The sequence below is a fragment of the Dactylosporangium salmoneum genome (assembly GCF_039532525.1).
Lineage (GTDB): Bacteria > Actinomycetota > Actinomycetes > Mycobacteriales > Micromonosporaceae > Dactylosporangium > Dactylosporangium salmoneum.
This window is the reverse complement of the sequence record NZ_BAAARV010000046.1, coordinates 217,830-231,171: the sequence shown is the minus strand read 5'-3', so window position 1 is coordinate 231,171 and position 13,342 is coordinate 217,830. Positions and strand designations below refer to the sequence as shown.

Below are 13,342 nucleotides of genomic sequence, written 5' to 3'. Positions count from 1 at the left end.
CTCTAGCGGGGTGGCCGCCCGTCAGCGGCCGAGGTCGCGGTGGTTCAGCCGCCAGGCTCCGGCGGCGATCAGGACGGTCGTGGTCACCGTGAGGATGGCGATGTCGGCGGGCTGGAAGCCGTGGGTGAGTGGTTGGCCCCCGATGTAGTAGTGGAACGGTGTGAGATAGCGCAGCCAGTCGGCGCCGATCTGAGGTGCGAAGCCGTGCAGCGCGTAGGTGGCGACGCCGAGGCCCGCGGTGGTACCGAAGACAATGGCGCGGCCGGCGCCCGTGACGGCGCCGATGGCGGTGGCGAGGGCGCCGAAGAGCAGGCTCAGCAGGGCCAGGTTGAGCGCCTGGGCGGTGAAGCCGGCGATGGTGATGGTGTCGAGTCCGGCGCTGGTGCGTATGGCGAGCAGTGCGCCGAGCACGGCCGCGGCGATGACGGCCGCGCCGGTGGCAAGGGCGGCGTACCGGTGGAGCAGCAGGCGGGTGCGGCTGATCGGGTGCGCCAGGAGCAGGTCGAGGTAGCCGCTGTCTTCGTCGGCGGAGATCATGCGGGCGCCGGTGGCGGCGCCGTAGAAGGTGACGAGGAGCGGGACGAGGAGCCCGAAGACGGCGCCCTGGAGGTATCCGGCGGCGGTGGTCGTGTCGTTCAGACCGAAGCCCCGCATCGCCTCCGGTACCGCGGCCATGGTGTCGGCGTTGATCTGCGGGTAGAAGCCGGCGTACATCATGGCCAGGAGCCCCGTGGCGACGGCCCAGACGGTGAAGACGCGCCGGTTGTCGTACAGGGTCTTGGTGAACAGTGAGCGGTTGCAGGCACGGGCGAGCGCCGCGCTGCCGGGAACCGTGGTGGTCGAAGTGGTGGTGGTCATGCGCTGCCATCCAAAGTCGTGGGCGGGGAAGCGAACGGGGGGCCTGCCGTCAGGCGGCGCGCTCGCCGGTGTAGTAGGCCTGGAACAGCGATTCGAGGTCTTGGCCGTCGGCGTGCAGCCCGGTGACGGTGTGTCGGGCCGCGGTCTTGATGAGCGCGTCGGGGCTGCCGTCGACGGCGCAGCTGAGTGTGATGCCGTCGGTGCGCAGGTCGGTGACGCCGGGCAGCTCGGCGAACTCGCGGGCCGCCACGGGTGCGGCGAAGGTGAGACGTACGTGCAGGAGTGAGCGGGCGCGCAGGTCGGCGACGGTGTCGAGGGCGGCGAGGCGTCCCTCCCGGATGATCGCGACGCGGTCGGCGACGGCTTCGACCTCGCTCATGATGTGGCTGGACATGAACACCGTCTGCCCGCGTTGGCTGGCCTCGGTGACCATCGCCAGGAACGTCTGCTGGACCAGGGGGTCGAGCCCGGAACTCGGCTCGTCGAGGATGAGCAGCTCGGGTTGGTGCATGAACGCCTGGATGAGGCCGACCTTCTGCCGGTTGCCCTTGGACAGGCTCTTGATCGGGGCGCGCAGGTCGAGCTCGAGACGGTCGGCCAGCTCGGCGATCCGCGCGGCCGGGACGCCGCCGCGCAGGTTCCCCAGGAAGTCCAGGCACGCACCCGCCTGCTGCCGGCCGTCGACGACGAAGTCGCCGGCCAGGTAGCCGATCCGGCGATGCAGCGCCACCGCGTCGCTGCGGGGATCCATGCCCAGCACCCGGGCGGTGCCGGCGGTCGGCCGGATGAGGTCGAGCAGCAGCCGGATGGTGGTGGACTTGCCGGCCCCGTTGGGCCCCAGGTATCCGAACACCTCACCCCGCTGCACGGTCAACGTCAGCCCGGCCAGGCCACGCCGGGGCCCTCTGCGGGTGTTGTAGGTCTTGGTGAGGTCGCACAGCTCAATCGCCGTCGTCATGCCCTGACTATATAAAACGTTCAGAGTTTTCTGAAGACTCGAAGATGTTAGGATGGCGACAAGATTTCGAGACGGAGGACGAACGTTGGCCGACACCACCGACGCAGCCGAGCGGATGGCCCTGACCCTGGAGCGAGGCGGCCTGCAGAAGGCGACCGCGCGGGTGATGGCGGCGTTCCTGTTCACCGGCAACGACAGCGTCACGGCGCCCGAACTGGTCGACCAGCTGGGGATCAGCTCCGGCTCGGTGTCCGGTGCGGTCAGAATGCTGTCCACGGTCGGGCTGATCGAACGCGTCCCCGCTCCGGGCAGCCGTCGCGAACACTACCGGCTCCGCGAGGGGGCCTGGGCCACCCTGATGTCCTCGCAGAACGGTCTGGTGCAGGCCATGTTCGAAGCCGCAGACGAGGGCATCAAGGCCGCCGGCGGCGAAAGCCCCGCCGGCCGGCGGCTGGCTGAGATGCGCGACTTCTACGGCTTCATGTTCCGCGAGCTTCCAGCACTGGTCGAACGCTGGCGCACCGAACGCCACGCAGACTCGTAGTCGGCCCAGGACTCGCCGAGGGGCCGCCTCGAGCCAACTACGCGTTGGCGCCGCTCAGCAGGCCACGCTGTCGCCGTTGGCCGGCTGGTGTGTCGCCGCCGCCGCGACCGACTTGTACTGTGCCTTGTATGCGTCGAACACCGTGCTGTTCTCCAGCTGCAGCATCACTTCGTCGCTGCCGCGCAGACTGCCGCCTTTCCAGTTGAGGCTGCCCGTCCAGACGATCTTCCGGTCGGGCTTGTCGTAGTACTTCCCCTCGATGGAGAAGTTCTTCGAGTGGATCCAGATCGGGTCCGACTCGCAGTAGTAGCGGACGACCACTCCATTGTAGACACTGCTGGTCTTCTTCAGCAGCGCGTTGACCGCCGACACCTCCGCGCTGTCCGTAGCATCCACCCGCACGTTGACCAGCACGTAGCAGCCGGCCGCGTCCAGCGCGACGAGCTTCTCGGCGAGATACTGCAGATTGATTGCCATCGTCGTGACCCGGATGATCGTGCGATGGTTCTCCGACGTGCCGACCGTGGTGTTGCCGAAGCAGTCGGTGTTGTTGAGGATCGTCATCACCGTGTTCTCGGCCGGGTCGCCGCTGATGCTGTCGCCGGCTCGCGGGTAGTAGAAGACCTTCGCGGCGCCGGCCTGCAGCGGCACCCTCGTGTCGTAGTAGTTGTTGTTGGCCTTGTGCGCCTTCAGGTCCGCGAAGTACCCCGTGTACGAGGCGAACAGCGCGTCGTTGCCGGTCACCTCCAGCGCGTCGTTCCAGCCCTTCCCGCCGTCGCGCCAGCCGGTGCCGCCGAGGTTCGTCGACGTCTGCACCACCACGTTCTTCGCGCCCAGTGTCGAGGAGAACAGGAAGAACTTGGCGTGCATGATCGACCAGGTGCCCTGGTTCGCGATGCACCCGCGGTCGGCCGGGCAGGTCATGAAGAACGAACCCTGGCTCGTGTCCACGCCGAGCCCGGTGCGCAGCAGGTCGTACGCGGTCGTGTGCGTCTTGATCGCCTCGTCCATGATGACCTGGACATTGACGCCCCGCTGCTTCGCGGTGACCAGCGCGTTGGGAATCGTGACGGCATCGGCGTAGTACATCGCCATGCGGATGGTCGAACCTTCCGGGGCGCCCTCGATGAGCTCGAGCAGGCGGGTGTAGATCCGGTTCTTCGCCGCGTCGTCACCGGTGGGATCGTTGAAGATCGCGTGTGTGTAGGGCGCCTCGGCCGCGTGCGCCGCGGGTGGCGACACGATGCCCGCGCCGGCCGCCACGGCGAGCGCTAGCGTCGTAACCCCGATTGCCCGCAGCCACCGATGAACTCCCACGCTGCCTCCCGAATCAGTAGTCGGCCGGACGCCGCTGCTCCGCTCGGCCGGGCCTTTGGTTCGGAATCGTACGGTTTCCCGGGCAGCTATCGAAGTCCGTCGAAGCTCAAGATTCGTGCAAGCTCGAGCGCTCGAAACGGCGCGGCCGGCCACGTCCCTGAGCCATCAACAGCCATCTCGCCCGCATCGCCAGTTCGACGGTGAGCCAGGCGTCCCGCTCGTCGTTGAGGCAGCCAAGCAGGCGGTCGATCTGGCCGAGGCGGTACCGAAGGGTGTTGTAGTGGACGAACAACGCTCGCGCGGTCGCCGCGCGGTTGCGGTTGTTGCGCAGATAGCACTCGAGCGTCTCGACGAGCGCTCCGTTGTGCCGCCGGTCGAACTCGATCACCGGCCCCAGCGTGTCCTGGACGTGGCGCTCCAGCCCGTCGCTGGAGACCTCGCTCAACAGCCGGTACACGGCCATCTGGTCGTATGCGGCGACGAAGTGCGCACCGTGGAGCTGCTGGCCGAGTGTCAGCGTTTCGACCGCCTCCCGGTAGCTGTGATGGAAATCGACGAGGTCGCCGTATTCGCGGCCGATGCCGATCGCCACGTGGAGGCTGGAGTGGACGCCCCGGACGGCCGCCTGGAGTATCTGCCCGGCATGCACGTCGGGCTGGATGGTTCCGGTTTCCAGCAGGACCACGATGCCGGAACGCAGCGCCCAGGCGATGGTGCCCTGGCCGAGCGCGCGGGTCGTCGCGTGGACGAGTTGCTCCTCCAGCGGCTGACCCGCCACGAGAAGCTCCTGGCCGTCCGGGCGCCTGAGCTCTACCAGCACGGCGGCGCGGGGGCGGGTGAGGTCCCAGCCGAAGGCGGCGCCCCGCGCGAGCGCGTCGTCACGGTCGAGGGTGTGCCAGGACACGAGCTCCTCGAGCAGCAGGACGCGAGAGCGGTGTTCGCGGCTCGCCAGGCCTTCGGCCTGTGCCATGGCGAGCGCCGCGATGGTGGCCGCGTGATCCATGGCGACGAGGGTGTCCGGGGCGATCCGCTCGTCATGCGACCACACGATGACGCTGCCGTAGTTGGCGCTGCCGGCGCGGATGGCGCGGACGGTCTGCGTGGTGCCCGGCGGGTCGAGCCCGTAGGCGGTGTCGCTGGAGGCGGCCAGCACCGTGCCGTGGGCGTCGACGATCGCCGCGTGGCCCTGGGTGAGCTGTGCCAGCGCTTCGATCAGATCGGGCAGCCCGCCGCCGGCCAGGACGACCGACGTGAGCCGTTCGTGGATGGCCTGCGAGCGCTCCAGCTGGACGGCCTGGCGGTTGAGGATCGTGCCGAGGACGTCACCGAGGATGTCGTTGAACGACGCGCCGACGTCCAGCTCGATGAGCGGAAATGCCAGCTCGTCGGCGAGTGCGTGGGTCTCCGCCGCGGACTGGGCGATGTAGCGCCCGGGCTTGAGGGCCAGTCCCGCCAGCCCCCGTTCTGCCAGCAGGCGGATCAGCTCGGGCAGCGCCCGGGCATCGTTGCGCAGCGGGTACGCCGTGGTGACCAGCAGTTCGTCTTCCCGCAGCCAGGCCGCGATGTCCGGGACCTCCATCATGTTCACCGACCGGATCCGCCGGCGGCTGCCCGACGCCCCGGCGACCAGCCGCGCGTGCGCCAGCGCGGGGAGCGTCAGCGCCTCCTCGACCGTGATCCCGATGTTCGTCGACGAACCAGCCATGGGTACATCCTGGCAAGGCATGACAATTCAAGGGGTCTCATTTCGGCAACGCAAGCCAATGACGCAGCCCTCCAGGTCATCTAGGTTTCTGGCATGCAACAGGTCAGCGTTCACCGGATCCCCGTGTCGGACCCGGCAGATGTATCCGGCCTCATGGCCCTGCTCGATACGGGCGAACTGCGGGCCGAGGACATCCGGGCCGTGCTGGGCAAGACCGAGGGCAACGGCTGCGTCAACGACTTCACGCGCGGCTACGCCACGTTCGCGTACTCGGCGGCACTCGCGGCGAGGCTGGGCATCACCGCCCAGGAGGTGCGTGAGCGGGTCGCCTTCGTGATGTCCGGCGGCACCGAGGGCGTCATGAGCCCGCACGTGACCGTGTTCGCCATGCGCGAGGTCGACGCGACCCCCGCGGGCCAGGACAAGCGGCTCGCGATCGGGGTCGCGTTCACCCGTGATTTCCAGCCGGAAGAGCTGGGTCGTACGGCGATGGTGACCGAAACCGCGGCGGCGGTCCGGCGGGCGATGGAGCAGGCGGGCATCGACGACCCTCATGACGTTCACTTTGTCCAGGTGAAGACCCCGCTGCTCACCGCGGAGCGGGTGGCCGACGCGCACCGGCGCGGCCACACCGTCGCGACGGAGGACACCTACAAGTCCATGGGCTACGCCCGGGGCGCCTCCGCGCTCGGCGTCGCGGTCGGCCTCGGCGAGCTCGCCGCGGACAAGATCACTGACGCGGCCATCCTGCACGACTGGAGCCTGTACTCCTCGGTGGCCTCCACGTCGGCGGGGATCGAGCTGCTGAACAACGAGGTCATCGTGATGGGGAACTCCGCAAGCTCGGCAAGCGAGCTGGTCATCGGGCATGCCGTCATGCGCGACGCCATCGACGCCGGCGCGGTCCGCGACGCACTGCGCCAGGTAGGTGTCGAACTGCACGACGGCGAAGTGCCTGAGCAGGCGCGGGAGCGGATCGTGAACGTGCTGAGCAAGGCGGAGGCCGACCCGACCGGTCAGGTCCGCGGCCGGCGGCACATCATGCTCGACGACTCCGACATCAACAGCACCCGGCACGCTCGCGCCGTTGTCAACGGCGTGATCGCCTCGGTGGTCGGCGATCCCATGGTCTACGTCTCCGGCGGCGCCGAGCACCAGGGCCCCGCGGGCGGCGGGCCGGTGGCCGTGATCGCGCGGATCGCGACGGGCACGGACCGATGACGACGCACGCGACCTCCCTCGATGCTGCGATCGAGGCCGGGGACAACAGCCTCTACAACGAGGATCTGGCACCCGTCACGCAGGACGGCCGCACCTGGAGCATGCTCAACTACCTGACCCTGTGGGTCGGCATGAGCAGCCAGATCCCGACCTACCTGGTCGCCAGCGGGCTCATCATCCTCGGGATGAACTGGTGGCAGGCCATCTTCACGGTGGCGCTCGGCAACGTCCTGATCCTCGTCCCGATCCTGCTCAACTCGCACGTCGGTGCGAAGTACGGAATTCCGTTCCCGGTCTTCGCCCGGGCGTCCTACGGCACCTACGGGGCGAATCTTCCCGCCATCCTCCGGGGCTTGGTCGCCACCGGCTGGTTCGGCATTCAGACCTGGATCGGGGGTGTGGCGGTCAACCTGGGCATCGCCGCGGTGTTCCCCGGCTGGACGACCTTCGGTGGCAGGATCGGCGGCCAGCCGCTCGGCATGTGGCTGAGCTTCCTGTTGTTCTGGGCGCTGCACATGTTCATCATCTACAAGGGCATGGACGCGCTGCGACGCCTGCAGACCTGGGCCGCGCCCATCGTGCTCGCCTTCGGGGTCGGCCTCGCGATCTGGATCATCGTCCGGGCACACGGGATCGGGTCGATGCTGTCGGACCCGGGCCGGCTCAACAGCTTCGGCACATTCATGCCGGTGTTCATCCCCTCGCTGGTCGGCGTCATGGCGCTGTGGGCCACGCTGTCGCTCAACGTCCCCGACTTCACCCGCTTCGCCCGCAACCAGCGAGCCCAGCTCATCGGGCAGGCCATCGCATTGCCGACCGGCATGACCGTGTTCGCCGTGCTCGGTGTGATCCTCGCGTCGGGGTCGAAGGTCGTCTTCGGCGAGGCGATCTGGGACCCGGTACAGCTCGCCGGGCACATCGGGGTTCCCGCGGCGGAACTGGTGGCGCTGCTGGGCGCCGCGGTGGCCACGCTGACCGTGAACATGTCGGCCAACGTCGTCTCCCCGTCCTACGACTTCGCGAACGTGTGGCCGAGCCGGATCAGCCGGCGCACCGGTGGCCTGATCGTCGGCATCCTCGGCATCCTGTGCCAGCCGTGGAGGCTGGTGTCGGACCCCAGCGGCTTCATCTTCGGGTGGCTCGGCGGCTACGGCGCCGGCATGGGCGTGATCGCGGGCGTGATGATCGTCGACTACTGGATCGTCCGGCGCGGGCAGCTCCGCGTCCGCGATCTCTTCTCGCATCAGGGTGTCTATCGGTACCAGGGCGGATGGAACATGCACGCCCTGTTCGCCACCGTTGTCGGGCTGTTCTTCGCCTGGGGCGGGTACGCGATCCCGCCGATGCACGCCCTCACCGACTACGGCTGGTTCGTGGGCTTCTTCGTCGGCGGCCTCGTCTACTGGGCCACCATGGCCGCCTCCCGGCAGCGATCGTCGGCCACCGGCGAGCGGCCGGAGGAACAGCTCGCCGCACCGAGCCCATCCGAGGTCGCTCCGTAGATGGCCGTCAGTCACGGCGAGCTGGTGCCGTCGACCTGCGCGGGCACCGTGCACAGCGTGTACCGCAGCACGGTGAACCTCGCGGTGACCAGGGGCGCGCCGGCAGCCCTGACCCACGACGCGGCCCCGTTTCTGGTCACCCTGGCGACGGCCGACCTCGCCGATCAGCCGTGCACCGTGCGGCTGCGGGACCTGCCCGACGCGCGCCCTGGAAGTCCCTTCCGCATCGAGGACGGGACGCTGCATCTGGGCGATGCGACGGTCCCGTTGCGCGACGGTGCGCGGTGGCGGGCGGCGAAGCCGGCCGAGCTCGGCCGGGCGCTGCGGGAAGGGCGGCATGGGTTGCCGGCCCGGCTCGCCGTCGTGCGGGACGCCGCCGAGCGCCGCTGCGCCGAGGTCGTCACGGTGCTCGCGCCGTTCAGCGACCCGGACCGGTACTCGGCCGGCTGGGTCCGCCGGCTCGTGGGGCTCGGCCCGGGGCTCACCCCCAGCGGCGACGACGTGCTCGTCGGTGCGCTGCTGGGGGAGCGGCTCGTCGCGGCCGCTTTCGGGCCGGGCGCGGCCGGGGGATTGCCGGCCCGCGTGCTCGGCACGCTCGAGCGCACCGGCGACGTGAGCGCGCACCTGCTGCGGCTGGCCGCCTACGGGCACTTCTCCGCCCCGCTGCTCGGCCTCGCCGCCGCGCTGCCCGACCCCGCGCGAGATCTCGACGCGGCACTCGATACGGCGCTCTCCGTCGGCGCCTCATCCGGCGCGGACGCCGCATATGGGCTGGTTGCCGCACTCGCCGACCTGCTCGCCGACGCCTGCTTGACAGCGTGAAAGGAAACGCACCATGACCACCCACCGCCATCGCGTGTTCAAGAATCTGTACAAGGATTCCGTCTCGCTGCTCGCGGTGTCAGCCAAGGTCACCGAGGTGGCGGGCGTCGACGCCGCATCGATCGTGATGGGAACGCCGACGAACCTCGACAACCTCGCGGCCGCGGGGCTCGGCACCGACTTCGGTGCGGGGCCCAACGACCTGATCGTCGCGGTCCGGGGCGCCGAGGAGGCATGCGAGACGGCGCTGGAGCTTGCCGACAGCCTGCTGGCGGACAATCCGGCCCAGGGCGGCAGCCGGGACACCGAGCCGCACCGGCCCACGAGCATCTCGACAGCCGTCGCGGCGGATCCGGCCGCGAACCTCGCGCTCATTTCGGTTCCCGGTGACTACGCCGCGGCAGAGGCGTTGAAGGCCCTCAACCTCGGACTGCACGTGATGATCTTCAGCGACAACGTGCCCGTCGCGCACGAGCTGGAGGTCAAGCAGCGTGCCCGCGCCCTCGGCCTGATGGTGATGGGGCCGGACTGCGGAACCGCCATCATCAACGGCGTCCCGCTGGGCTTCGCCAACGTCGTGCGGCGCGGGCCGATCGGCGTCGTCGGGGCGTCCGGCACGGGGATGCAGGAGATCACGAGCCGCATCCACCAGCTCGGCAGCGGCATCAGCCAGGCGCTCGGCACCGGCGGCCACGACCTGTCGGCCGAGATCGGCGGCATCTCGGTGCTCACCGGGCTGCGGGCGCTGGCCGAGGACGACGCCACCGAGGTCATCGTCCTCGTGTCCAAACCGCCGTCGGGCGAGGTGGCCGCCGCCGTGCTCGCGCAGGCCCGGAGCATTGCCAAGCCGGTCGTGGTCATCTTCCTGGGCGCGGACCCCGCGAGCATCTCCGGGGACGGCGTCCACGGCGCCCATACGCTGGCCGGGGCGGCCGACATTGCGGTCGACCTCGTCAACGGCAGGCCGGTCGAGCCGTCGCCCATCACGGTCAAGGCCGGCGACGCCCGCGTCCTCGCCGAGACGGCGCGTACCTTCGCGCCCGGCCAGCGGTACGTCCGCGGCGTGTTCGCCGGCGGCACGTTCTGCTTCGAGGCGCAGCTGATCTGCCGGTCGAGAGGCATCGCCGCCTACAGCAACACGCCGGCCAAGGGAAACCTGCCGCTGCAGGATGTCCGCAGCTCGCGCGAGCACACCATCGTGGACATGGGCGACGACGAGTTCACCCAGGGCCGGCCGCACCCGATGATCGACCCCACCGAGCGCAACGAACGGCTGCGGCAGGACGCGGCCGACCCGGAGACGGCGGTGCTCCTTCTGGACGTCGTCCTGGGCTACGGCGCGGCGGACGATCCCGTGTCGGGGCTGGTGGAGACCCTCACCAAGGCGAAAGCCGACGCCGAGGGGGAGGGCCGTTCGCTCGCGGTGGTGGCGTCGGTCTGCGGCACCGACCGTGACCAGCAGGGACGCGACGGGGTCGTGGCGGCCCTCCGCGGAGTCGGCGTGCTCGTCGCCGAGAGCAACGCCGAGGCGGCCGCCTGGGCCGCCGACCTCGTCCTGGCCAGCGACCGCTGAAGAGCAAGGAACCATTCACCATGAAAGATCTGTTCAGCACCGACCTCAACGTCGTCAACGTCGGCCTGGCCTCATTCGCGGCGAACATCGGCCGGGTGGGCGGGGCGTACACCGACCTGCGCTGGCAGCCGCCGGCGCTGGCCGACATCGAAACCGGCCTGGACCTCGCCAGGCTCACCGGTCACCCTGCCGTGGAGGCGGCCAACGCGGAGGCACACCGGCGGTACATCTCGGCGCAGCCGGTGCTCACCGGTGTGGCGCTGGCGCGCACGGTCATCCCGGGGCTGACCGAGCGACGGATCCTGCACGCCGGGCCACCGATCGAATGGCACGACATGTGCGGGCCGGTCAAGGGCGCCATCGCCGGGGCAATCCTGTACGAGGGCTGGGCGGACGACCTGGAATCGGCCGAGGCACTGGCCCGCGACGGCTCGGTGGCCCTGGAGCCGTGCCACCAGCACGGTGCGGTCGGGCCGATGGCCGGGATCATCAGCCCGTCCATGCCCGTGTTCGTGGTGCGCAACTCGGCGGGGGAGAACACCGCGTACAGCAACTTCAACGAAGGCCTCGGCAAGGTGCTGCGGTTCGGCGCCAACGGCCCCGCGGTGCTCGATCGGCTGCGGTGGCTGGGTACCGAGTTCTTCTCCTCGCTGAGCGCGGGCCTGGCCCAGTTGGGCGACCTCGACCTGAAGCCGCTCATCGCCCAGGCGCTGCACATGGGCGACGAGTGCCACAACCGCAACGTGGCGGCCACCGGCCTGCTGCTGAAGCGGCTCGTCCCGGCGCTGCTCGCCGCCGACCTCGACGGTGCCGCGCTACGCCGAAGTGTCGACTTCATCGCCGGCAACGACCACTTCTTCCTCAACCTGTCGATGGCCGCCTGCAAGGCGATGCTCGACTCGGCGCGCGACATCCCCAACTCGAGCATGTGCGTGGCGATGGCCCGCAACGGCGTGAACTTCGGTATCCAGGTGTCCGGCACGGGCGACCGGTGGTTCCAGGCGCCCGCCAACCGGGTCGAGGGCCTCTTCTTCCCCGGCTACGGGATCGACGACGCCGCCGCCGACCTCGGCGACAGCGCGATCACCGAGACCGCGGGCATCGGCGGGTTCGCGATGGCCGCCGCGCCGGCCATCGTCCAGTTCGTCGGTGGTACCGCGGCGGACGCGACCGAGAACAGCAGGCGCATGCAGGCGATCACGATCGGGCGCAACCCCGCCTTCACGCTGCCGGCGCTCAACTTCGGCGCCACCGCCGGCGGGATCGACGTGCGAAAGGTCGCCGACACCGGCATCCTTCCGGTGATCAACACCGGTATCGCGCACCGTGCGGCCGGGGTCGGCCAGATCGGCGCGGGCCTCACCACGGCGCCGGCGTTGTGCTTCAACCAAGCCGTCGAGGCACTCGCCTCCGACGTCATTGAGGCTGTCGCCGCATGAGCGCCAACGCGTCCGGCAACGGCCGGCTTGCCGTGGTCGCCTTCGGCGGCAACGCACTGATCACGGACAACGACCACAGCGCGATTCCCGACCAGTTCCACAACGTGGAGGCCATGGCCCCGCACGTGGTCGACATGATCGAGGACGGCTGGCGGGTGCTGGTCACCCACGGCAACGGCCCGCAGGTGGGATTCATCCTGCGCCGGTCGGAGCTGGCCATGGCCGAGGTCGCGCCGGTCCCCATGGACTACGCGGTCGCCGACACCCAGGGCGCCATCGGCTACATGTTCAACAAGGCCCTGACCAACGAACTGCGCAGGCGTGGGCTCGCCCGCCCCGTCGCCACGGTGGTCACCCAGACCCTCGTGGATGCCGCCGATCCGGCGTTCGTGAACCCGACGAAGCCGGTCGGCGCGTTCATGGACGAGGGTTCCGCGCGCCGGGCGGCGGCCGAACTCGGCTGGACGGTCGCGGAGGACGCGGGCCGAGGCTGGCGCCGGATCGTCGCGTCGCCGCGTCCGCGGGCGATCGTCGAACTCGACACCATCAGATCGCTGCTGGACACCGGCGTGCTCGTGGTGGCGTGCGGCGGCGGCGGGATCCCGGTCACCACCAACGGGCAGGGCGAGCTGGCCGGCATCGCCGCCGTGATCGACAAGGACCTCGCCTCGGAGCTGCTCGCGCGGCAGCTGCGAGCGGATGCCCTGATCATCCCGACCGGCGTGGAGAAGGTCGCCATCGGCTTCGGCACCCCGCAGCAGCAATGGCTGGATCGCCTGACCGTCTCGCAAGCGGTCGCCTACGCCGAGTCGGGTCAGTTCGGCGAGGGCAGCATGCGGCCCAAGGTGGAAGCCCTCGTCGGCTTCGTCACCGCGAACCCGGCCGGGGCCGGCGTCATCACCGACGCCGCCAACCTCGGGCGGGCACTACGCCGGGAGACCGGCACCTGGATCGAGGCGGACGACCGCCCGGCTCTCTGACCGACCCGCACTTTCGCAAGGAGACTCTCGATGCGGTACCTGCTCGCAGTCAACGGCACGCTTATGCGAGGCCTGGAGCTCAACCAGAACCTCGTCGGCAACGGCGCGGTGTTCGTCAAGGAGACCGAAACCGCCCCGGAGTACCGGGTGTGGACCATCAATGACGTCCACCCCGCCATGATCCGGACTCCGGGGGAGGGCGGCGCCGTCGCGCTGGAGGTGTGGGAGGTCCCGGCCGCCGCATTGGCCGACATCCTCAGCAAGGAGCCTGCCGGGTTGACCGTCGGCAAGGTGGCGCTCGCCGACGGCAGCGAGGTCCTGGGTGTCCTGGGGGAGCCGTTCCTCGTCGAAGGTCAGCGGGAGATCACCGAATTCGGCGGATGGCGTGGCTACCTGGCCCGGAAGGAGCGGATGGCCCCCTGA

12 protein-coding genes are annotated in these 13,342 nt (G+C 69.9%); 8 read left to right on the top strand and 4 right to left on the bottom strand.

Annotated elements, in window-relative coordinates; all coding sequences use genetic code 11:
* Positions 1-21 precede the first annotated feature (21 nt).
* Positions 22-858, bottom strand: a complete 837-nt coding sequence (locus tag ABD352_RS27080; protein ID WP_344615301.1) for an ABC transporter permease subunit — start codon at positions 856-858, stop codon at positions 22-24.
* 49 nt (positions 859-907) lie between these two features.
* Positions 908-1,816, bottom strand: a complete 909-nt coding sequence (locus ABD352_RS27075) for an ABC transporter ATP-binding protein (protein ID WP_344615300.1) — start codon at positions 1,814-1,816, stop codon at positions 908-910.
* Between the two features lie 85 nt (positions 1,817-1,901).
* Here ABD352_RS27075 and ABD352_RS27070 point away from each other — a divergent pair, with 85 nt between their 5' ends.
* On the top strand, positions 1,902-2,360 hold the full coding sequence (locus ABD352_RS27070) for a GbsR/MarR family transcriptional regulator (protein ID WP_344615299.1): 459 nt from the start codon (positions 1,902-1,904) through the stop codon (positions 2,358-2,360).
* A 54-nt stretch (positions 2,361-2,414) separates the two neighbouring features.
* Here ABD352_RS27070 and ABD352_RS27065 read toward each other — a convergent pair whose 3' ends face one another.
* A complete protein-coding gene (locus tag ABD352_RS27065; protein WP_344615298.1) occupies positions 2,415-3,677 on the bottom strand; it encodes a phospholipase D-like domain-containing protein in 1,263 nt (420 codons plus the stop codon).
* A gap of 106 nt (positions 3,678-3,783) precedes the next feature.
* Entirely contained in the window at positions 3,784-5,382 is a 1,599-nt protein-coding gene (locus tag ABD352_RS27060; protein WP_344615297.1) for a PucR family transcriptional regulator, read from the bottom strand.
* Positions 5,383-5,475: 93 nt separating this feature from the next.
* On the opposite strand from ABD352_RS27060, the gene atzD reads away from it, so the two are divergent.
* Genes atzD through ABD352_RS27025 form a run of 7 tightly spaced genes read left to right on the top strand, consistent with a single transcriptional unit; the run spans position 5,476 to position 13,342 of the window.
* Positions 5,476-6,603, top strand: a complete 1,128-nt coding sequence (gene atzD / locus ABD352_RS27055; protein ID WP_344615296.1) for a cyanuric acid amidohydrolase — start codon at positions 5,476-5,478, stop codon at positions 6,601-6,603.
* Positions 6,600-8,105, top strand: a complete 1,506-nt coding sequence (locus ABD352_RS27050) for an NCS1 family nucleobase:cation symporter-1 (RefSeq protein WP_344615295.1) — start codon at positions 6,600-6,602, stop codon at positions 8,103-8,105. Before atzD ends, ABD352_RS27050 begins: the two co-directional genes overlap by 4 nt.
* Positions 8,106-8,927 carry an oxamate carbamoyltransferase subunit AllH family protein gene (locus tag ABD352_RS27045; RefSeq protein ID WP_344615294.1) on the top strand — a complete coding sequence of 274 codons (822 nt, stop codon included), beginning with the start codon at positions 8,106-8,108 and terminating at the stop codon, positions 8,925-8,927. It begins immediately after the preceding gene.
* 13 nt (positions 8,928-8,940) lie between these two features.
* Positions 8,941-10,500, top strand: a complete 1,560-nt coding sequence (fdrA, locus tag ABD352_RS27040; RefSeq protein ID WP_344615293.1) for an acyl-CoA synthetase FdrA — start codon at positions 8,941-8,943, stop codon at positions 10,498-10,500.
* Between the two features lie 20 nt (positions 10,501-10,520).
* Entirely contained in the window at positions 10,521-11,939 is a 1,419-nt protein-coding gene (locus tag ABD352_RS27035; protein ID WP_344615292.1) for a YlbE family protein, read from the top strand.
* A complete protein-coding gene (locus ABD352_RS27030) occupies positions 11,936-12,919 on the top strand; it encodes a carbamate kinase (protein ID WP_344615291.1) in 984 nt (327 codons plus the stop codon). The genes ABD352_RS27035 and ABD352_RS27030 overlap by 4 nt, the downstream gene beginning before the upstream one ends.
* Positions 12,920-12,949: 30 nt before the next feature.
* A complete protein-coding gene (locus tag ABD352_RS27025; protein WP_344615290.1) occupies positions 12,950-13,342 on the top strand; it encodes an allophanate hydrolase-related protein in 393 nt (130 codons plus the stop codon).